This is a genomic window from Acidimicrobiales bacterium (assembly GCA_035316325.1).
GTDB lineage: Bacteria > Actinomycetota > Acidimicrobiia > Acidimicrobiales > VFJN01 > DASXTK01.
Window position 1 is genome coordinate 30,342 of the sequence record DATHJB010000185.1, and the last position, 20,578, is coordinate 50,919.

General features: G+C 69.3%; 23 protein-coding genes. All 23 read right to left on the reverse strand.

Translation table 11 applies throughout. The annotated features are described in order from the left end of the window. Window positions 1–131: 131 nt before the first annotated feature. Window positions 132–932 (reverse strand): N-acetylmuramoyl-L-alanine amidase, encoded by an 801-nt coding sequence (locus VK611_25145; protein ID HMG44644.1) that lies wholly within the window; start codon window positions 930–932, stop codon window positions 132–134. An 11-nt stretch (window positions 933–943) separates the two neighbouring features. Beyond that, window positions 944–1,237: a hypothetical protein gene (locus VK611_25150; GenBank protein ID HMG44645.1), complete on the reverse strand. Its 294-nt coding sequence runs from the start codon at window positions 1,235–1,237 to the stop codon at window positions 944–946. Beyond that, complete coding sequence (locus tag VK611_25155; GenBank protein HMG44646.1) at window positions 1,234–2,646, reverse strand: hypothetical protein; 1,413 nt, start codon at window positions 2,644–2,646, stop codon at window positions 1,234–1,236. Before VK611_25155 ends, VK611_25150 begins: the two co-directional genes overlap by 4 nt. A 4-nt stretch (window positions 2,647–2,650) precedes the next feature. Next, window positions 2,651–3,052: a hypothetical protein gene (locus tag VK611_25160; protein ID HMG44647.1), complete on the reverse strand. Its 402-nt coding sequence runs from the start codon at window positions 3,050–3,052 to the stop codon at window positions 2,651–2,653. A gap of 27 nt (window positions 3,053–3,079) precedes the next feature. Beyond that, window positions 3,080–5,548: a hypothetical protein gene (locus VK611_25165; protein HMG44648.1), complete on the reverse strand. Its 2,469-nt coding sequence runs from the start codon at window positions 5,546–5,548 to the stop codon at window positions 3,080–3,082. Next, entirely contained in the window at window positions 5,545–6,450 is a 906-nt protein-coding gene (locus tag VK611_25170; GenBank protein HMG44649.1) for a phage tail protein, read from the reverse strand. The genes VK611_25165 and VK611_25170 overlap by 4 nt, the downstream gene beginning before the upstream one ends. Beyond that, window positions 6,447–9,080, reverse strand: coding sequence for a phage tail tape measure protein (locus VK611_25175; protein HMG44650.1), 2,634 nt, complete (start codon window positions 9,078–9,080; stop codon window positions 6,447–6,449). Before VK611_25175 ends, VK611_25170 begins: the two co-directional genes overlap by 4 nt. Then, window positions 9,061–9,492 (reverse strand): hypothetical protein, encoded by a 432-nt coding sequence (locus VK611_25180; protein ID HMG44651.1) that lies wholly within the window; start codon window positions 9,490–9,492, stop codon window positions 9,061–9,063. The genes VK611_25175 and VK611_25180 overlap by 20 nt, the downstream gene beginning before the upstream one ends. A gap of 279 nt (window positions 9,493–9,771) precedes the next feature. Further along, on the reverse strand, window positions 9,772–10,146 hold the full coding sequence (locus VK611_25185) for a hypothetical protein (protein ID HMG44652.1): 375 nt from the start codon (window positions 10,144–10,146) through the stop codon (window positions 9,772–9,774). Continuing rightward, the gene (locus VK611_25190; GenBank protein HMG44653.1) at window positions 10,143–10,568 is read right to left on the reverse strand and encodes a phage tail tube protein; all 426 of its coding nucleotides are present in this window, start codon (window positions 10,566–10,568) and stop codon (window positions 10,143–10,145) included. The genes VK611_25185 and VK611_25190 overlap by 4 nt, the downstream gene beginning before the upstream one ends. Window positions 10,569–10,583: 15 nt before the next feature. Further along, the gene (locus tag VK611_25195; protein HMG44654.1) at window positions 10,584–11,006 is read right to left on the reverse strand and encodes a DUF3168 domain-containing protein; all 423 of its coding nucleotides are present in this window, start codon (window positions 11,004–11,006) and stop codon (window positions 10,584–10,586) included. Further along, window positions 11,003–11,329: an HK97-gp10 family putative phage morphogenesis protein gene (locus VK611_25200; protein HMG44655.1), complete on the reverse strand. Its 327-nt coding sequence runs from the start codon at window positions 11,327–11,329 to the stop codon at window positions 11,003–11,005. The genes VK611_25195 and VK611_25200 overlap by 4 nt, the downstream gene beginning before the upstream one ends. 41 nt (window positions 11,330–11,370) lie before the next feature. Then, window positions 11,371–11,721 carry a head-tail adaptor protein gene (locus tag VK611_25205; protein ID HMG44656.1) on the reverse strand — a complete coding sequence of 117 codons (351 nt, stop codon included), beginning with the start codon at window positions 11,719–11,721 and terminating at the stop codon, window positions 11,371–11,373. Then, window positions 11,718–12,143, reverse strand: coding sequence for a hypothetical protein (locus tag VK611_25210; protein HMG44657.1), 426 nt, complete (start codon window positions 12,141–12,143; stop codon window positions 11,718–11,720). The genes VK611_25205 and VK611_25210 overlap by 4 nt, the downstream gene beginning before the upstream one ends. Before the next feature lie 4 nt (window positions 12,144–12,147). Further along, window positions 12,148–13,218: a hypothetical protein gene (locus VK611_25215; protein HMG44658.1), complete on the reverse strand. Its 1,071-nt coding sequence runs from the start codon at window positions 13,216–13,218 to the stop codon at window positions 12,148–12,150. A 20-nt stretch (window positions 13,219–13,238) separates the two neighbouring features. Then, window positions 13,239–13,865 carry a hypothetical protein gene (locus VK611_25220; protein HMG44659.1) on the reverse strand — a complete coding sequence of 209 codons (627 nt, stop codon included), beginning with the start codon at window positions 13,863–13,865 and terminating at the stop codon, window positions 13,239–13,241. After that, the gene (locus VK611_25225; GenBank protein ID HMG44660.1) at window positions 13,862–14,527 is read right to left on the reverse strand and encodes a hypothetical protein; all 666 of its coding nucleotides are present in this window, start codon (window positions 14,525–14,527) and stop codon (window positions 13,862–13,864) included. Before VK611_25225 ends, VK611_25220 begins: the two co-directional genes overlap by 4 nt. Window positions 14,528–14,534: 7 nt before the next feature. Continuing rightward, a complete protein-coding gene (locus VK611_25230) occupies window positions 14,535–15,413 on the reverse strand; it encodes a P22 phage major capsid protein family protein (protein ID HMG44661.1) in 879 nt (292 codons plus the stop codon). A 50-nt stretch (window positions 15,414–15,463) separates the two neighbouring features. Beyond that, entirely contained in the window at window positions 15,464–16,060 is a 597-nt protein-coding gene (locus VK611_25235) for a hypothetical protein (protein ID HMG44662.1), read from the reverse strand. Continuing rightward, window positions 16,053–16,841, reverse strand: a complete 789-nt coding sequence (locus VK611_25240; GenBank protein HMG44663.1) for a hypothetical protein — start codon at window positions 16,839–16,841, stop codon at window positions 16,053–16,055. Before VK611_25240 ends, VK611_25235 begins: the two co-directional genes overlap by 8 nt. Then, window positions 16,841–18,358 carry a phage portal protein gene (locus VK611_25245; protein ID HMG44664.1) on the reverse strand — a complete coding sequence of 506 codons (1,518 nt, stop codon included), beginning with the start codon at window positions 18,356–18,358 and terminating at the stop codon, window positions 16,841–16,843. The genes VK611_25240 and VK611_25245 overlap by 1 nt, the downstream gene beginning before the upstream one ends. 16 nt (window positions 18,359–18,374) lie before the next feature. Next, window positions 18,375–20,051 (reverse strand): hypothetical protein, encoded by a 1,677-nt coding sequence (locus VK611_25250; GenBank protein ID HMG44665.1) that lies wholly within the window; start codon window positions 20,049–20,051, stop codon window positions 18,375–18,377. A gap of 61 nt (window positions 20,052–20,112) precedes the next feature. Further along, on the reverse strand, window positions 20,113–20,526 hold the full coding sequence (locus VK611_25255) for a hypothetical protein (GenBank protein HMG44666.1): 414 nt from the start codon (window positions 20,524–20,526) through the stop codon (window positions 20,113–20,115). Window positions 20,527–20,578: the final 52 nt, after the last annotated feature.

A 20,578-nucleotide genomic window follows, 5' to 3' on the forward strand; every position in this document is an offset into this window, starting at 1 on the left:
CCGGCCGTGCCCCCCAGAACGCCAGCTCGCAGGTCCCCCACCCGAGGGCCACCACGAACTTCGCTGACCGCTCGAACTGCTCGGAGACGAGGCGCCTCCACACGCGCTACCTCACCCTCGGGTAGGTCACGTCAGCCGTCGACGCGCAGGGTGTTGAGGTAGTCGAACTTGGCCTTGCTGACACCCCACACCAGCGCGCCCTCAGGCGGGCCCCAGCTCTCGCCGTCGACCTTCATCGTGACGAGCGGCCGTTCCGGGTCGTGGGTGGGGAGCAGGTGCAGCACCGCTCCGGTGTCCTTCTGGCGTGCGAACCACATCGGGTCTTCCTCCAAGGGTTCAGGGGTGGGCTCGGGGACGGGGGCCTGCGGGCGCAGGTCGGCGGTCAGGTGCTCGTAGTGGGCGAGGAACTGCGGCCACGGGAACGAGCGGCCGGGGTCCGTACGGCGGGCGGGGTCGCGTTCGGCGTGCGAGATGAACCCGGGGATACGCATCTCGGACTCCACCCGGTTGATGCGCCGCGCCGGAATGAGAATCCCCCGCCGGTCACGCAGCCAGCGGGCGTACCGGGCCGCTGCTGCTGCCGCTTGGTGGACGGCGCCGTCACGCCACGCCTTCGGAGCCAGCGGCCACACGTCCGCTCGAGTCGCGACGGACACGCCGTAGCTGTGCCGGTTGCTGCCGGTGCCGTCGTGGTACGCCTCGCAGTCGTAGGCCACGAGGTTGATGCAGCTGTCGGAGTCGACGAGGTCGTGGTACGAACCCGGGTCGCTACGGGTGCGGACGAAGTTGGCGACCGCCTCCGCCCCGCCGTCGAATGCCACGAAGTCCGGAGTGTTCTCCGCAGTGTGAACACAGACCACGCCGCTCGGGGCTTCCCGCCTCGGGCGACGGAACTGCGAGCTCGCGGGCGGGTGGGTGTCGAGCCAAGCCATGGTACATCTCCTCAGCGGTGCTGGACGTAGAGCTGCATGGTGCGGTCGTCGACGCGGCCCTGCGTAGTGGTGATCCGGGCGGTGAGCTGGACGAAGGTGTCGGCGGTCCCGCCTGACACCCAGGCGACGACCTCCGTACCGTCGTGCTCGACGTCATCGATCTCCACGGTGTCGCCCTCGGCCTTGGTGACATCGACGGACGCGATCGTGTCGCCCGCTGGCAGCCACGATGCCCATTTCCACTTGTAGTCGAGGACGGCGTCGGGGTCGTGTGGATACGTGGGTGGGGGCGCGATGTCTGTCATGTGACCACCAGCGTCCTTGTCTCGGAGGGGACGGTGAGCGTGCGGGTCTCGGCTTCGACGGTCATGGTGCGCTCGGGCGGGGTCGGGGCGATGGTCCCGGTGACGCCGCCGCTGGCGCTGAGCACGCCACCACCGACGAGTACGCCGGAGCCGGAGACCCGACGGGTTCCGGACGCCAGGAGCACACCTCCACCCTCAAGTACGGCGGAGCCTGTGATGGTGCCGGCAACGACGCCGGCTGCAGTGAGCTGACCGCCGCCGGCCAGGAGCCCAGCACCGTGCACGGTGCGAGACCCCACAGCGGCGAGCGTGCCGCCGCCATCGAGTGAGCCCTGCCCGTTGACTCGCCGGGCACCGGCGGCAGTGAGCTGTCCTCCCCCACCGAGTGCTGCGATACCGGCAACCACTCGATGGCCGGAGGCCGCGAGCGTCCCGCCTCCCGTGAGGGCAGCCACCCCGTGGACGATGCGCTCACCGACTGCAGAGAGAACGCCTCCGCCGGCGAGAACACCAGCACCCGTGACCGTGGGCGACGCCTCGCCGGACGCCAGGAGCACGCCCCCGCCAGCCAGGGCTGCGGCGCCGTGCACTCGGCGGGTACCGATGGCCGACAGCACGCCCGCCCCGGTGAGCGCACCGGCCCCGTAGACGGTCCGTCGCCCGGTTCCTGCGAGGGTGCCGCCGCCCGTCAGTGAGCCAGCGCCGTCGACGACCCGGTGCCCCGAGGCGACGAGTGCGCCGCCACCCTCCAGGACGCCGGAGCCTTCGACGGTCTCCCCGCCGGCGACCGCTCCGCGCACCGCCCACGTGATCACTGTGCGGCCGGACGCCTCCGCCCCGCCGGCCTGCCATGCGGCCGGGTTGATGCTCGACGCCGTCACGGTGTTGGTACACGAGTCGAGCCGGGTGGCGGTCGAAGAGATCGACTGCTGGCTGTTGGGCAGCGGGTCGGTTGGGCTCGGGAAGGGGTCCTCGTTGGAGGCGTAGGTGGTGCCGACCAGTGTCTCTTCGCTGCCCCACGGGAAGTTGAGGTTGGGTGGGTCCGGCGAGTTGGAGGTGAACGCGACGGCTGGGGGTGTCGCCGGGTCGTGGCCGGACAGGCGTCGGGCGACGGCACTGAACCGGCAGGTGTTGACGGTCGTGACCGTGATCGACGCCGGTGGCGTGGCGGCGAAGTCGATGTAGGCGTACGACGCGGTGACGCCGGTGCCTTCGGTCGCGGTGCTGTCGGCGAGCTCGGTCCACCCGGCGGGGAACGTCGTGCCCGGCGAGAGGTTGTTCTTGCCGGTCGCCATCTCGATCAAGACCCGGCTGCCGATGACCGTGCCTGACGGCATCGTCACGACATGGGACGTCGCCAGCGTGTCACGGAAGCTGGTCTGGACCGCTTCGACGACCGGAGCGGCCATGGGTTCAGGTCGCCAGGAGGAGGTTGACCTCGATGTCCCCGGCCGGGATCACGAAGTCGTCGCCGACCAGCAACGCGTTGGCGGTCATCAACCCGTCGCCGAGGAACGTCCCGGCCGTCACGAGCGTCCACGCCGACCAGTGCGTGTAGTCCTCGGCGGCGGCGACGTCGACCCACGTGATGTCGGTGTCGTTGAGGATCCGGCGGGTCGCGGCGTTCGTCGCTGGAGAGCCGAACGAGGCCTGCGTGCGGGTCGTGTTGTCGGCGATGTTCGCCGTGCCGGCCGAGCCGGGGTCGCCGTCGTGGAGCTGGATCCACACCGCAGTGGGGGCGGTCCAGTTGGCGGCGTTGCCGAAGCCGTTCAGGATGCTGTCGGCGATCGACTGCGAGAAACCGAGGGTGGTCATGGGTCTCCTTGCGAGGTCAGGTGGTGGTCAGGCCGGCGATAATTGCCAGGTGGTTTCCCACAGGCAGCCACCCTCTGACCACTTGTGGCCGATGGACTCGATGAACTCGTTGTCGTCGATGCCGAGCCCGGTGCTGCCGTTGGCGGTGAGGTGGATCATGTGCCCGACCCGGCGGCGGATCGCCTGGGCACGGTAGGCGGCGGACTTCGACGCGTAGAACGAGATCGACACGGGCGGTCGTTGGTCGCCGGAGGCGGCGAGGAGGGCGTCGCCGTACGCTTCGGCGTCGGCTTCGGTGGCGTGGAGGTTGGAGGGGCTGCGGTGCGGGAGGATGGCGTTGTGGTCGTCTTGAGAGGCGATGTCGTCGACGGTCACGAACCGGCCGTCGCCGCCGGTGGTGTTGGGGTTCTGGAGGGTGGCTTTGGTGTGGGGGCCGTTGTAGCCCCGGACCGCGAAGACGACGGACTCGTTGATGGTCCCGCCGTCGAAGCCATGGAAGATCGTCGGGTCTTCGGACTCGGTGCAGTCGACCTTGTAGGCGTGAGCGACACCGGCTTGGAAGGCGGCGGTCCCACCGGCGACGATCCCGCTGATGAACCCGTAGCCATCAGGTGGATCAAAGTCGTCCGAAAACGAGATGCCGGCGACGCTGGCGATCGCCGTAGAGGCAACGATGAACAACGTTGGGACCCGACCCCAGCCGTGCACGAGCGCTCCGGGATCGAACCCGGACACGGGGTCGCCCATGGCGATCCCCCGGGTCGACTGGTACCAGTCCTCGATGCGGAATATCGCGGCTGCGAACAACCCGGGAGCCACCCCAGCGTTGTCGTAGAACTCGACGGTCGTGCCGCCTTCGGTGCCGTTGCACCAATGGCTGTAGACCCTCATGCCGAGCGCGACGCCACCGTCGCGGTGTGCGGTCCACCACAGGGGGTTGAGCCAACGTTCCCCGGCGGTGTTCGCCGAGGAGGCGATGAAGATGACGAGTATGTCGCCGTTGCTGACGGTGGGGAGCGTGATGTCGACGTTCCCGGACCCGACAACCTCTGTGACGGTGACCCCCGAGGGGGCGTCGGCGGCGACACCGGCGGTCACCTGGTTGACGACGTTGGACCGCTCGTCGAGCGGGGTGATGTCGTGGTAGCCGAACTGGCCGCCGATGTCGGAGAACCAGGCTGACGGGGTGGTCGCGGCCCGGGCCGCGGCGTCAGCGTACGCGATCGGGCCCTCGTTGGTCTCGTACAGGAACCCGCGCTCGGTCTCTTCGACGAGGCGGGCCAGGTCGAGGGCCTGGCCGTCCTCGGCCCCGACCGGGCCGGTGGTGATCGTGCCTTCGTCGATGCGTGCCGGGGGGTTGAGGAGCCCGGCCCGGCTGAGGATGTCACCGACGACGAGCCCGGTCGGCGCCCCGGCGACTGCGAGTCGTGGCGACGCGATGCCGGCCTTGGCCGCGTCGGTCAGGCTGCCCTCACCGACGATCGTCGCGACCTTCGCCCCGTCGACCGGTGTGTCGGAGCGGACGTCGATCACCTTCCCGGTCCACAGGATGCCTTCGACCTCTCCGGCGATGTGGTCCCAGACGTGGAAGTCGCCAATCTCCGGCGGTCGGCCGGAGAACTCGTTGTGGTAGCCGAATAGACCGACGAGGCTGGACGACGGCGCCGATGTCACGCCGGACGTGACCGCGACACCTCCCACGTACGCGGTGATCGTGCCGCCCAGGACATCGGCGCCGATGGTCATGCCCTCCCACGCCTCCAGCGGATAGTCGGTGGCCATCACCGTGAGCACCCCGCCGACGACCTGCCAGATCCGCACCTCCCTGTCGACGGACTGGAAGTGCACGAACACGTAGTTGTTCGGATCGGTCCAGGACACCACCAGTCCGGCGGTGTGGATGCGGTCGGAGGCCTGTACCTGCCGGATCGTGCACTGCGCGTAGTAGTCGTCGACTCCGACGTCGATCGTCGACACGATGTCAGCCTCGAAGAGCTGGCCGGCCTGAGCGACGTTGCCCACAACCGAGAAGCTGCCCTGGCGGTTGGTCCACGCCTGGCCGGTTTCGGTGGTGCCGAGCGGGCCGTCTGGCCGGTCGAACCGGTCGCGGGCCAACAGCACCGGGTCATTGGGCACCGATTCGACGGTCCGTACCCGGATCTTGCGGCCCGGCTGCAACGAGAACGGCGCCGTGTTGAACGGCGAGGCCGTGTTGTAGCGGGAGAACTGGTCGCCGTCGTTGCGGAGCTGCGCACGGAGCATGCCAGGCACCGCGACCCCGGACACCGGCGACGGCCGGTCGCGGCCCGACAGCGACTCGCCGGAGAGCAGGAACCGAGTGAAGTTCTCCTCCGGCTCATCGAAGTCGCCGTCGTTGTCGAGGTCCACCTCCAAGACGATCTCGGACAGCTGCGGGTCCGAGCCCTGGACGACCGACAGCGTCGCTTCGCCGCCGACCTGGACGCCGCCGGCGATGTGCGCGTCGACGACGGTCACGAAGCCACAATTTCGAAGTTGACGACTTGGAAGGGTGGGTTGCCGGTGTCGGAGCTGCCGCCGAGCGCGGTGCCCAGGGTGTTGGCGACGACCGCGCCACCGACTCCGGCGATGTCGCCTTCGTGTGTCGAGTTCCAGGAGGTGACGGTCTTGCGCTGGATCCAGTGGTTGTTCGACGACCCGGCGCCGTCGTTGACCCTGGCGTGCGACGTGGCCGAGTCGAGCGGGTGGACGTGGTCGACGTTGCCACCGGTACCGCCCAACGTCGCGCCGGTGCCCGAGGTCGCCTTGCCCAACGGGAAGCGCTGCTGCAGGTTGGGGACGTTGAACGTCGTCGACCCGTTACCGACCCCGTACGCGGTGCCGATCGCCGCGAACAGCGCCGCGAACGTGGAGCGCGAGACCGCCTGACCCTGGCACAGCAGTCGCCCGGGCGCAGCCGTGGCGCGGGCCGTGGGGATGATGTCGCCGACTTCCAAGCCGTTGCCCTCCTCATCGTCGAGGGTGATCCGGGGTGTGACACGGATCGCGTCGCCGTTGAACTCGACGCTGACCGGGGCAGGGAACTGCTCGAACCAGCGCAACGCCCCCCCGCTGGTGAGCGTCACGTAGTAGCCGTAGACCAGCTGCGCTGTCCCTGTGCTGGACCGGGTGAACGTCTGCTGCGCATACACGCCGGTCGACGGGTTGGCCTGCGTCGTCACCCACGACCCGCCTGTGAGCGCCTTCGACGTGTACCCGGCGAAGTTCGCTTCGGTGAACGCCGCCGCGGTCAGAGCATCCACCTGGGGGGGTGTGAGCCCTGTCGTGGCGTCGTTGCGGAACAGGCGCAGCGTGTAGTTGGCGGCGAGGATCAGGTCGAGGAACGCCTCCTCGCCCGCGTCCACCACGATCAGGCTCACGCCGACCCCCTGATCTCGCCGCGGTCGATGGCGTCCTGCATGAGCCGGATCAGGTCACGCTCCGAGTAGAGGCTGCCGGCGTTGTTCATGATCACGGTGGTGCCGCCACCGCCCTCGCCGGCCGAGCGCACGCCGGTGGGGTTGGGGATGTCGGCCATGTTCCGCATGTTGCGGGGGCTGTTGCGGGAAAGGACTTCCTCGCCGCCCTGGAGGATGCGGAGGACCTCGGTGCCACTGCCGCCGGGGATCATCTCGCCGCTGTGGGCCTTGCCGATGCCCTTCGCACCCCCGGAGGAGCCGCCGGGGACGGCGACGTTCGGTACGGCGGGGATGGAGTTGTAGGCGCGGATCAGCCGACGGATCTGCTCCCACACCGCGTCGACGATCCGGGACAGGTTGCCCATGATCCCGTCCCACAGTCCCGACGCCGCCGAGCCGATGCGGCCCGGCAACCCGGTGATGAACCCGACCAGATCCTCGAAGCGGCCGAAGATCCAGTCCTTCACGGCGGTGGCCCCGGCCTTGATCGTGTCCCAGTTCTTCACGATCGCCAGCACCGCCAGCCCGAACGGTCCCGTCAGGATCGCGAGGAGGAGCGGCCAGTTGTCCTTCACCCAGTTGAAGACGTTGCTGATCCACCGCTTGATCGTGTCGAAGTGGATGACGACCATCGCCGCCACCAGCGCAATCCCGGCGATCACCAGGGCGATCGGCCAGATCGAGATCAGCCACGCAGCGGCGATCACGGCGGCGCCGGCCATCGCAGCGACCCCGGAGGCGATCCAGCCCGCGACCACGATGGCGAACGTGACCGCGTAGGAGATGCCGGTAGCCACCGCGCCCGCGGCCGCCATCACCCAGCCGGCGACGTGCTTCGCTCCGCCAACCAGCGCCGCAGCTCCCGACACCACCCAGCCCGCAACGACCTTCGCGGCGGCGATCGTGTGCTGCGCCCCGGCCCAGACCGCCTTCGCGCCGGTGAGCGCCCAGCTCGCCACCACCCGAGCCGCCTCCACGGCTGCCTTCGCGCCGAGGAACACCCAGCGTCCGACCATGTAGGCGACCTTCGCCCCGTGCACGACCGCGGTGACGGTGGCGCCGACAGCCATGGCGGCGTAGTGCAGCACGATGGCACCCAGCACTGCGACCGCGGTGACCTTCAACGCCTTGAGCGCCGTCTCGTTGCCCTTGAGGACACCGACGACGCTCTTGACGTGGCCCGACGCCGTCTTGAACCCGCGCCCCAGGTCGTCGCCGTAGGTCGCGGCGAGCTGCACCGCGGCCGGGATCACCGAGCCGCCGATGAACTCGACCAGCCCACCGAGCGCCTTGCGCTTGAACGACTCGATGTTCGCCGCCGCGTTGGTGTTCAGGGTCGCGCCGAAATCCTCGGCCGTACCGGAGACGTCGCCGAGCCCGGTGTCCATGGAGACCAGCGACTGCAGGAACGCCGGGATCTCCGTCACCGACAGATCCTCGAGCGGGGTACCGAACAGACCGATCGCGGCGTTCGCCCGCTTGGTCGGGTCCTCGATGCCGAGCAGGCCGTCGACGAGCTCGGACAACGCGCCCCGTGCCTGGTCGCCGCCGGTGAGGAACTTGGCGGCCATCTCCTCGGCGTTGAGCCCGGCAGCCTTGAACGAGTCGACCGACAGGGTCGACATGTCCGTCGCCCTGATGCTCAGCTCCTTGATGGCGTCACCGGTCTTGTCGATGGCGAACATGCCGTCGTGCGACGCCGCAGCCAGGAGCCCGAAGGCCTCTTCGCCGGTGAAGCCCATGTTGTGCAGGAACCCGCCGTACTCCTCGATGGCGGGGAACAGCTCCTCGCGCATGCCGGCGGGCATCTTCTGCATCGACGCGATGATCAGATCGAAGGCCTGGTCGGCATCCTTGGCGAGCCCGTGACGGATCGACACGCCCGCCAATCCGACGCCTTGGACGACGTCGAACCCGAAGCCGGTCGCGAGGTCGAGGGCCTTCGCGGTCGTCGCCTCGATCGCGGAGTCGCCGGCACCGAGCATCCCTGGCAGGGTCGACATGACGGCGTCGACCGCGGAGCCGACCTCCTCCATGGATTCGCCGTAGGCGCCGGCGAACAGCTTGCCGGAGACCCGACCGACCCGGGCCGAGGCGTCGGGGCTGAGACCCAGCCGGGCCGCGACGGCGTCGGTGCCGGCCTCACGTTCGAACACCTCGTTGAGGCCCATCATGAACGTGGCCCCAGCCGCCGCCCCGCCCGCCAGGGCTGGGCCCTTCAGCTTGTCGAACGCGCTCCCGGCCGCCGACGACACCTTGGAGTCGAGGCCGGACAGCCCGGACGTCACGCCACGGACGAACCCGTCGCCCGTCTGCTTCCCGGCGCCCTCGACCTGGGAGGCGGCCTTGTCGGCGTCGGTGCCGATGCCCTTCAGCGCAGTGCCGGCCTTCGACGCTGCGCCGTCGAGCCCGTCGAACGACTTGGCCGCCTTCGCCCCGGCCTTGTCGATGGACGCGCTCGCCTTGTCGGCGTCACCCTCGATCTTGTCGAGCGACTTCTCGACCGTCTTCACGCCGGCGTCCATGCCGGAGTCCAGTGCGTCGAGGTCCGCTCCCACCTTGACCATGAGGTCAGCGATCGTCGTCCCCACGGCTGACCTCCTCGCGCTTGTGGATCGACCCGCCGAAACGGCGGGTCAACGACTTGAGCATCGTCGCCATCTGGTTGGGGCTATGGGTCCGGGGGCGGCCCCACTCGGGCATGAAGTCCGAGGGCTTGAGCCGCTTGCCCTTCTTGCCCTTCATCGCGTTGGCGATCGTCGCCGACACGATCCCGGCGAGGACATCGGCCCGGTAGCCGGCGTCGAGCGGGCCGACCTCTTCCTCGTACACCGCCCACTCGGTCAGCTCCCGGGAGCTGGTGCGCGCCAGCAGCTCCTCGACGGTCATGTGGAGATGGCCAGCTAGCCGAAACAGGAACTTTCGCTGCGGGTCAAGCCCTTCGGTGATCCGCTTCCTCGACGCCTCAGTGAGGCCACTCAGGTCGAGGATGGCGTCGCTCACCCGCCTCAGTGCAACCGTCGACTTCTCGCCTACCTGGTCCTGATCGTCATCCGAGAAGACCCGCTCGCCGTGGTCGTCGACGACGCAACGAACCACGATCCACGCAGTGCTTGGATCGGCGCCAACGCTTCGGAGTTCGTCGCAGTCGAGGCCCGACAGGCCTCGGACACGCACCTGGGTCGACCATTCGGGCACATCGACGGTTGTGTGGCGGGGCACTAGACCCCCAGTGCTCGGGCCTCGTCCTTGCGCCGGTTGTTCTCGGCCGCCGTCACCGGCTCAACCATCCTCGGCCTCGTCGTCCGTGTCCGATTCGTCGTCGACGAGGGCTGACAGCCGGTTGGCGATGTCGAACAGCCGCTCGATCACCCGTGCGGCCTTCGCTCCGAGCTGCGCCGTCTCGTTGTCACCGAAGATCCGTTCACCGGTCTCCGGGTCGTAGAGGCACTTGACGACCAGCCGGGACCGGAAGTTCGCGAGACGCAACTCGATGTCCTGGCCGCCCCTCCTGAGGGCGACAGACTTGGCCTCGTAGGCGTCCCGGTCAGTGCCGGTCAACCCGCGCACCCGGACCTTGACACCCCACTCGGGGACGTCGAGGTCCTCGAACGGGAGGTCGTCGGCGGCGAGGATCAGTCCCCTGAGGTCGGTCACGAGCCCTCCGTGAACACCGGAGCGCCGCTGATCTTGAACGTGAAGTCGGCGCTCATCTTGTCGTCGTGGGGGTACTCGTGGCCCATCCCGGTGATGAACGCCGAGAACGCCCAGTCGCCGCCGGGCGGGTCCGGGAGCACGATCATGTAGTTGCGGGGCGCCGGGTCCTGGAAGTCGTCGACCAGCCCGACGTGGATCGCCGGGTCCCAGTTGACCTCGAACGTCACCTCGCCGGGGTCGATGAGCCCGCCGACGTACTCGCGGAACCGGTCCACGGAGTCGTGCGACGACACGTCGATGACGTCCCGGTCGAGGCCGGGACCGGTGATGTTGGTGGCTTCCCCGATCGTGGTGAAGACCTCGGTGGGCGTACCACCGTCGCCTCTCTGGAACTGGGCTCCGAAAGCCGAATATCCGGCCATTTCTGTACCTCCTGGTTAGTCCTGTTCGGTGCTGAAGCGGTACGTGACCGCGGTATGTCGGGTGTCACCCGGCGGTTCCGGGTCGATGAGGGACAGCCGCGACTCGAACTTCGCCATGACGACGGTGTGCCCCGTGACCAAGGCGTCGAGGGCGACGTGCTGGTGGTCGAGCAGCTCCCGGATACGGGCTTCGATCTGGAGGCCGGTGAGGTGCCCGCGGGCCTTCGTCCACACCCGCAGCGTCCACAAGGTGACGGACCCGAACCCACCATGCGTGTTGTCCGGGGTCTCCGCCGACTCGTCGATCGTGACGTAGTCGCCGTCGGCGTCCTCCGGGACACCGTCGAACACACCGACGATGAGGGCCATCAGCGTGGAGTCGCTGGTGAGCCGGGTGTAGATGCCGGCCTGCAGCGGCACCGCCGGTGACAGGCTCACTCGATGGCCTCCCGGACGTCGTCGGCGAGCCGTTTCGGGAACCGGCGGCGGGCCGTCTCGGCCGCGGGGCCGGCGAACGGTTGCGCCGGATGGGACTTGGTGCCGTGCTCCACAATCCCGGCGTGACGGGCCTTCGCCTTCGCGGTCCCGTTGAGCCCGCTGTGTGTGGCTTCGATCGAGTCGCCGAGCGGCGGCTTCCCCCGCTTCCCCCTACTGGAGTCGCCGACCGGGGCACGGTGGCGCATGTCCTTCGCGACCGCTTTCGTCTCGTCGGCCACAGCCTTCGTGGCGCCACGTCGGGCCGCCGCCACGGTGGCTGCCATGGCGCCACGAAGATCGCCGTCGAAGCTGACCTTCACACCCATCAAGCGCCCTCCGCTTGGGTCGTCTCGGCTTCGATGCGTAGATAGGTGGTGCGGCTGTTGGAGACCGCCGAGATGACACGCAGCCGGCGGCCGGCGGGGACATCGGTCGGGAGGTCGCCGCCGAGCTCGTCGCCCTTCCGGACGTCAGCCCCGGCGACGGTGTGGAGGATGTGAGTGAGGTTCGCCTCGGCCTGCTGCGCCAGCATCCGTTCCTCCGGCGTCGGCTGGTTCACCTGCGCCCGGATCTGACCGACCTGGCTGTAGGTGACGGTCGTGCCACCGATGCCGTCAGCGACGGTCGACGGACGGTGCACCGTCAGCGCGGTGACGCACAAGTGCCCGATCGTCATGAGCCGGTGAGGTCTTCGCTCGAGGTGCCGTAGTAGGCGTCGGAGGGCTGCTCGGGCAGATCGACGGTCAGGTCGAGACTCCCGACGGAGGGCGCACCGGCGGCACGGCGGACGATCTTCCGCTCCCGGGCCGTCAGGTAGAGGGAGGCGACGCCACCCGTCGTCCCAGCGGTGTAGGCGTAGTCGCCGAGGTTCTCGGACTGGTGGCCCATCGGGTTGGAGAACCCGCGGCGGATCATGGCGACCACGACGGCGACGATCGCCGGATGTGTGTCCGGCGACTCGACGGCATCGAGCAGCGGATCAGCGGCGAGGCGGGCGAGCGCGGAGGCGTCGTCGATCAGGGACTGCGCCTGAACGGAGTCGAGGTTCTCGAACCCTGGCCGCGCGGCCAGGTCAGCGACCGTGATCAGGCCAGCCATCGGGTCACCACTCGGTCACCTGGTGAGCGGCCTGGTACTGCTCGACCACCGCTGCAGGGATCGGGCCGCTCGCCGGGACGTCGACGCCGGCGTCCTTCGCCCACGCCCGCACGTCCTTCGCCGGCGGCTTCGGGGCGGACGGCTCGAGGTCGGCTTCCACGACCGGGGCAGGTGGCTCCGGGTCGGGCTCCGCGGGGGCAGGCGGAGCGGCGTCGGCGGCGGTGAAGTCGAGGCGTACGGGGCGCCACAGCTGCGGGCGGCTCTTGGCGATCCAGCTGTCGGCGTGGGCGAGCGTGCGGCCACGGATGATCCGCACCCGGCGTCCGTCGACAGTGACGGAGCCGTTGTCTCGGGCGACCAGCACCTCTCCGCTCACGGTGACTACAGGGCCAGGGGGCATGGGGTCTCTCCTTCGAGGTGACGGCTGACGTGGGGTCCCGTAGCCGCGTAGGGAGTCGACGTGCAGCACGCGGCCGGACCCGTCGAAGTCGAGGGCCGACCGGTCGGCGCCGAGGAACCGGTGCGCTACACGGCCGAGGGTCTTGCCGTGACCGGGGAGCAGCGACGGGGCGTCGCGGTGGTCGACGAGCGACGGCCAGCTGTACCAGGTCGTCATGTGGCGGGCGGCGAGCCAGGCGCTGATGCGTCTGTCGTACTTGAGGCCGCCGTTGCGGTCGCCCCACGCCACCATCGCCGGGATCACCGGGACCGGCAGGACGACGCCGACACCCCAATGCAGACCACGGACAGCGAGCCAGGAGGCCGACTCACGGTCGGCGTCGGCGGCGAGGAGGGTGGTGTTGTTGCGCATCGGGGTCCAGCGCCCGAAGTACAGGGAGACGGCGGCTTGGTCGGAGACGTGGGTGAGCGCCTTCTCGACCCCGGCGATGAGGTCGGCGGGGATGACGGCGTCGTCTTGGAGAACGAGGTGGTGTGTGCAGGCGGGGTCGTGGGCAAGCCAGGCACGACGACCGGTGTCCCACTCGATGCCCTTCTCGTCCCAGACCAGAGCTGCCGGTAGGTCGAGGCGGGCCTGTAGGTCGTCGACCATCTGCGCTCGGGCCGGATGCGCCATCACAGCAAACGAGACGGAGGTCACCGGTGGTCGGACCGCTGCCGGTTCAGGGCTTGGCGTTGGGTGTCGTTGAGCCACGACCCCCGGTAGTGGTGGCGGACGAACACCCACGGGCCCGGCTGGTCGTAGAGCCCGTCGAGACGCAGGTAGTGGTCGGGGTAGAACGCCCCCGGTGGGAGCACGAGCACGTCGTCGCGGCCCGGGAGGATGCCGGTGAACACGCCGGGCCCGGACTCCCACGGGCCGCGTCGGATCTCACGCACGGCCCGCTGCATCATGGCTTCGACCGCCGGATGGCCGGGGTGGGCGCCGAAGCAGGCGTCGGGGATGGTGTGCTCGTCCTCCCACGCAGCGAACATCGGCACCGTCAGCAGCGGGTCGAACGCCCGGAACGGCTCCATGTCGGAATCGACGTAGACGCCGCCGCGCAGCGAGATGTCTTCGAGTCGGATCAGCCCGGCACGTTGCGCACCTGAACTGCACCGCGACCAGTACGGGGAGGTGAACGGGAACAGGCCAGGGTCGATCGGGTCGCGGTGGGTGACCAGTTCCCAGTCGGGGTGCAGGGCCCGGAACCGCACCCACCAGCGTTCGACCTCAGGGGTGGTGGCAGCCGGCACGGTGCGCACCAGCCGTCTCGGGATCATCGGGCGACGAGCTGGCGCATGGCGTCCGGGCTGCCGTTCGCCGCCCGGTACATCCGGTGACGCAGCTGGTTGGCCCGCAGCGTCCGGGAACCGCGATGAGAGTCGCGGGCCACCGGATGCCACAGATGCCACAACGTGCCGGGGATGCGGCGGGTGCGTTGCCCGGAGAGGGTCTCGGTCGCGTGCTTGAACGCCACGTCCTCCCACCCCCACCCGACGAACCGCTCATCGAACCCTCCGGCCAGGTCCCACACATCCCGCCGGACGACGTTGGCCGACGAGCAGGCGTCACGCTTCACCGACTCCTGGCCCCGAGACCAGTCGCCCCGGTAGCCGTCGAGGACCCGGTCGGTCATCTCCTCACCGAGGTGGACCCGCACCGTGTAGGCGATCGCCGGGCCACCCGTCGCAGTGGCGTGAGCGACAGCGACATCGACCAGCCCGCGGTCACAGACCACGTCCCCGTCGATCACCACCGCCACATCCCAGTCACCGGCCGCTGCAGCGGCCTGGTTGAGGGCGGCCGACCGGTTGAACGGGCCGCCCTCGTGGTGACCCTCGACGACATCGCCGAAGGGTTCCCACGAGGGGCGCAGCCAGTTCCACACGCGGTCCCGTTGCCCGCCGTCGGAGCGGCGCGGGACCAGGACCACCGTCCTCACCAGAGTGTCAGCTCGTCTCGAGGGCGAGCTTCACGAACCGCTGGTTGTCGAGGCCGGAGTCGTCCTCGTACACCGCGGCGGCGCCGGCGAAGGTCGACAGGACGCTGGCCTCGCTGAGGCGCTCGGGGATGTAGTCCAGGATGCTGCGCATCCCGACGCCGCCGGCGGTGGTCGACGCCGAGTCGGTGGCGCCACGGGGAGCGACGGGGACACGGTTGCCCCACACGAACCCCGACCGGTGGTAGGCGATCGCCGAGCCGGCCTCGAGGCCGTTGGACTCCACGACCGTGAACCCGCGGTAGCGGCCCACGATCGCCTCGCGCAGCGCGCTGTCCGACGCGGCGGCGTCAGCGAAGCTCAGGTTCTCCAGGCCGAGCAGCAGCTCGATGAAGTCCGGGGACCCGGCGAGGAACCGGTCCGACGCCGGGGCGTTGGCGTTGCCGAGCATCGTGCGGGCCGTCAGGATGTCGGCGGCGACGCTGGTCTGGTCGACGTCGGTGATGTCGGCCGCGAGGGCGTTCATCACGTCGGAGATCTGCTCCTCGGCAGCGGTGGCCACCGCGGCGACCTGCACGCGGGTGATCTGGCGGGCGAAGTCCTCCAGCTGCATGCTGGCCTCTTCGTCGGTGATCAGCTTGCCGTTGTAGAGGTGCGCCAGCGTGACGTCGACGGGGATCTCGTTGACGTCATCGAAGGTGATCGTGGCACCGGGGGTGGTCTGCTCGCGGGCAGTGCCCGGCTGGGGGACCCGGACGGTGATCGTGTCACCGTTGCTGCCGGCGAACTCTTCGCCGGGGATGCGGGTGATCGTCATCGGCAGGACCAGGGTGCGGGTCAGCAGCTCGATGGCGACGCTGCTGATCCCCTGTGCGGTAAGGACCGCCATGGTTGTTTCTCCTTTGGTTCAACCGCAGCAGCCCGAATGGCAGTGCGGGGTCAGAACGGCGAGTCGAGGATCGACTTCGCCAACTTGGCGGGGTCGACCGGGGTCTCTGTGTCTGGGGGGGACGCTCCGCCGCGGAGCTTCTCCTTGGGTCGGCCGACCGACGGCGGCTTGGCGCCGTCGGTGCCGTTGGGCTTGTCGCCGGACTCGTCGGCGTCACCCGTCGCGGGCTCGTCACCGTCAGGCTTCGGCTTGGGCTTGGTCTTCACGCCGAACGTCTCGACCAGCTCCTCGGCGTCGGCCACCAGCTCGTCGCGAGTGGTGCCCTGCAGCCGACGGGCCTGCGCCGGGGTGAGATCCTTCTCGGCGGCAATGTCGGCGATGAGCGCCTTGCGCTCGGCCTCGACTGCCCGGCTCTCCAAGCCGTCGACCTTGGCCAGCAGCTTCTCGATGTCGGACTTCGAGGCGTCCTCGGCGGCCTGGACCTTGGCCAGCTCCTCGCGGGCTGTCCGCAGGTCGGTCTCCGCCTTGCGCCGGGCGTCGCGCTCGGCCTTCAGGGCACGTTCACCGCCGTCTCCCAGCGGCTTGTCGTCACCCTTCTCCTTGGTGTCGTCGTCGCCCTTCGCGGGCTTGTCCTTCTCGTCAGCCATCGCGGCTTCCTTCTCTCAGGCCTGCCGTCGCGGCAGGGGTTACTCGGTCCTCTCGCAGCCTTCGGAAGGCGTTGAGAGCGTCGTTCTTGGTGCCCTCGACTCCGGGCAGCACCTCGCGCTGGGCTCGTGCCCATTCGTCGCGGAACTGCTGCGACGTAGCGGGCAGACGGGAGCCCTCGTAGACCGGCTCGGCGTCGCAGTTGCAGCCCACGTGCTTCTTGAACGCCCGCTCGTCGAACACCGGGCCCCGGCTGGCCTGCATGGCGCACCAGGCGCAGGCGCCGGAAGATGCGACCCGCTGGTACTTCCCCGTCGATGCCCGATCGGACAGGGTGGCTTCGATAACGACCTGTCGGCCGCCGTCGAGGGTGAGGTTCATCGCTGACCCCGCCACCCGGGTGAACCCGTTCCGGGCTGCCGCCTGCGGTGAGAACCCTCGCTGCCGGGCCCGGATGATGCCGGAGAGGCCGGCGCCTCGCACCAGCCCCGACACCACAGCCGCTACCGGTGGTTCACCGGCCACGATCGTCGCCGCACCGCGTACACCCTCGGCCTGACGGAAGTCCCCGAAGTAGCGGGTGGCTGCTGTGGCCGAGTCCCGGTTCCGGGCCCGCACGACCACCGCGGCGGTGGTGGCGAACGCACCGATGGTGCCGGCCAGGTTGAGCGGATCGACCGTGTCCCACAGGCCGAGCAGGTCGCTGACCGTCGCGGCGCCGATCGCCACCTGCAGCAGCCGGTGCTCCTGTGTGAGTTCCGCACCCTCCTCAGTGCGGGCCACTACGCCTGCTCCAGCTCCCGGGCGTCAGCCGCAGCGGGTCGCAGCGACACCGGGATCGCCCCGGTGAACTTCACGCCTTCGAGCCCCAGACGGCGGGCAGCGTCGTCGGGGTCGACGCCGGAACGGATCGCCACACCGAGAGCATCGAAGCGCTGCTTCAGGTCGGCGGCATCACCCGGCGTGCCGCTGCCGCCCGCGGCCGGGGTTGTGGCACGGTCGAGTGCCGCGGTCAGATCCATGAACGGGTCGGCCTCGTCGGCGAGCGCCTCCCACTGGTCGGTCTCATGCTGCGGGACACCGGGGATGCGCTGCCACAAAGCGCGGGGCGGCACCCCGAGCTTCTCCACCAGCGTGCCCAACGCCTGCGCCGCGTCGTTCAGGGACCGGACTCGCGTGTCCCGCCACATCACCGACGCAGCCGGGTCCGGCTTGATGCCCATGTACTCGCCGGACAGGTTGAGGGTCTGCTCGTGGGACTCGCCGCACACAGTGCGGTTCTCCTCGATGGCGGCGTAGTGGCTCGCCTTCGCAGCCTCCAGAGCCTCAGCGGAGAGGTTGACGAATTGACCGGACAGCTCATGCACCGCTGTCTGCGACACCACCGCCATGTGGCGGACCGAGGCCTCCCGGGACTCGATGTAGCCCCGCAGGTCGGTCTGCTGGCTCTCCCAGATCTGGATCTCGCCGGGCGAGTCCTCGAACGTCCACAGGCTCGACGCCCCAGCCTTGAGCTTCTCCTCTTCGTCTTTGGCCAGCCATCCGATGATCGCCCGCTTCCGGAACGCTCCGTAGTGCTGGGCGACCTGCAGTCCGAACGAGGTGACGTTGATCTGGTCCTGGAGCGGGATGTGTGGCTGCACGATCCCGCGCACCGGGTCATCGAGGTCATCGGTGTCGCGGTAACGGACCGCCGGGCAGACCGGATCGCCGTTGTAGGTCGCCCCGTGCGGCTCCCCATCGCCGGTCAGGGTCAGGGTGTCGCCTTCGGCGCCGGCGAGGACGTAGATGGCTTCCCGGTCGAGTAGCCACCAGCGGCCGTCCCGGCGCTGCCACAGCACCGCGGTCGGCCACTCGTCATCCGCGCCGTACGCGGCAGTCAACTGGCGGGGACTCGCACCACGCAGCACCGGCACCGGATCACCGGGCAGCACGACCACGTAGCCAGCGCCGTAGGACATCGCAGCCCGATGCACACCGATCTGACGGGCATCGAACCGGTTCCGCTGCCACACATCCCACTGGGCCAGGTTGTCCCCGCTCGTCGGGGTCTGGAACCCGTCCACGTACATGGCCTGCACCCGCGCGTTGACGAGGTACTTCAACACATTGACCCGGGAGATCCGGGCCAGGCGGGTGACCTCATCCGGCGTCCCCGAAGGGAGACCGCCCAGCGGGCGTTTCTTGTCCGGGTCATCGATCAGGTAGTCGTGGATGAGGTCGAGTCGCGGCTTCTCGCCTTGGCGGATCTCCATCAGTTCCCGGGCCAAAGCCTCGGTTGCCTTGCGCGACAGCGGCATCGTCACCTCCTCCCGTTCAGAACACGGCCCGGCCGGTCTTCTTGCGCGGCAACTTCCCGGAGTTCAGCGCCAGACGGCGGCCCATCCGGGCCCCGACCATGCACACCGCCAAGTCCACGAGCTTCCCGGAACCCCGACTGATCTTCCCCAACGACGTCCCCCACGGGTTCGGGCGCCGCCGGGCGTTGTGCACATGCATCCGCAGCGCCGGGTTCCCGTCGTGGGTGAGGGTGCCGTCCTCGTCGATCTCCTGGGCGCACTGCATCGCCGCCTCGGTGAACAGACGGTTCCGTTCCGTCGACCCCAAGGTCTTGATTCGCATGTCGAACAGCACCGAATGCCCCTTCGCACCCGGCGTCGCCCAGATGGGGAGCTTCTTACCGAAATCGCGATGCCAGCCGTCGCAGATGCCCCGCCAGTACAGGTGCTCGTCCTCGTCATCCCGTGCCGGCGACGGATCGATCCCGCACCACACCACCTGGTACCGGTCGAACGCCGCCCGGCCGGTCGCGTCCACCTCGTGCCTCGGCGCCAACCAGCCCTTGCCCCGCTCCCCATGCGGCTTCTGCCAGAAACCAAGCACGAACACGTGGCCGTCGCTGATCCTTGACGCCACCAGGCCCGTCGAGTCCGACGACTTCGAGCAGTCCAGGAACATCGCGATCTGCTCACGGTCCGCCACCACCATGGCGGCCCGGGCGCAATCATCGAACCGTCTCGGGTCAACCCACGCGTCCTCGGCCGTCGCGAGCCCGTTGAGGTAGTAGCGGATGCTGTCGGCGACGCTGGTGCGAGGGTCGAGCACCTCGTCGGCCAGGCGCTCCAGATCGGCCCAATCGGCATCCGCGTACGCCGCCTCGAGGCCGACCCGCAGGGACTCCTCGTCGTACAGGTCGGTGTCCGGCGGGGCTTCGATGCTGTCGTAGAGGATGTCGTGCCGCTTCGCTTTGCCGGCGACCTGCAACTGCCACGCCTCGTAGGACTGCTCGCCGGTCGAGTCGTCGCCCTGGCGGTGAGCGTTCGTCATCTCGCACAGGCGGGCTTGGAGCTCGGCCGGCGACTTGCCCACGTTGCGGCGGGCCACCGCGGCGACCTTGTGACCGCCCGACGACTCGGTCATGTGGTGCGACTCGTTCAGCAGGATGAACGTCGCCGGGTCACCCTCGACCGTCTTCTCCGAAGCCGTCAGAATCTCCGACCGGCCGCCGGTGTCCTTCAAGATCGTGCGGGTCTCCCCGCAGTCGATCCCGTAGTAGTCCCGTGCCTCGGCCCCCAGCAGGGCGTTCGCGATGCGCAGGACGTCTTTCGACTGGGCTTCGGAGTTGCTGGCCACCTGGACCAGCGGCATCCGGTGCCGCTCGCCGACCCAACGCCCGCCCCTGTGCACCAGATGCGCCGGGCCGACCAGCTCGATGTCGCACAGCGCTGCACCGAACGGGTCCTTGCCCGTCCCCTTCGCTCCTCGCCGCACACCTGACCGGAACAGCCACCGCCCCGTCATCGGATCGAAGGCGTACCAGAGGATCAGGAACCGCTTCTGACCAGGGGTGAAGCGCCACTGAGCGCCGGTCAGGTAGTGGGTGAGGCCCGGCTCGTCGGTCCGCCACTCCGCCCAGTCGATCACTTGCGGGCCCAGCGAGTTCTCCAACAGGCGCCGCTTCTCCGCCGGGTCGTCCGGCCACGGCAACGTCACCCACGCTGCGGTACCGAACCACGGGTCCAGCCGGTACCCAGGCGGCAGCTCAAGATCGGCGTCAGAGATCGCGGTAGTCGTCAAGGCGGGTCACCCCCGAGCCGTCGTCCACCTCCCCCGGTGCCTCGACGTAGCGGATACGCAGGTCACGGCGGGCGTCCATCGTGGTGCCCAGCACCTTCTCCCGCTGCCGCAGCTCCGTCGCCGCCCGTACGCCGCCCTCATGGAACTCGGCAGCGATCAGCGCAGTGTCCAGAGCGAACTGCCAGTCCGCCGGAGCCCACAGCGCACAGTGCGGCATCGCCGACACGGTCTCCCACCACCGCTTCGTGAACGCCGGCCAACCGCCCTTGCGGCGGGGAAGCTTCGGGCCGGCCTCGAACGGGACGTTCGGGACCTCGATCCAGTCGTACGTCGGCTTGTTGCGGTTCCGGGCGTGACCCTGAGGCTTCGGCTTCCGGCCAGTCACCGGCATGGCACATCACCTCTTGAGAACCGTTCCCGTTTCCTACAGTGGCTGACTCGCT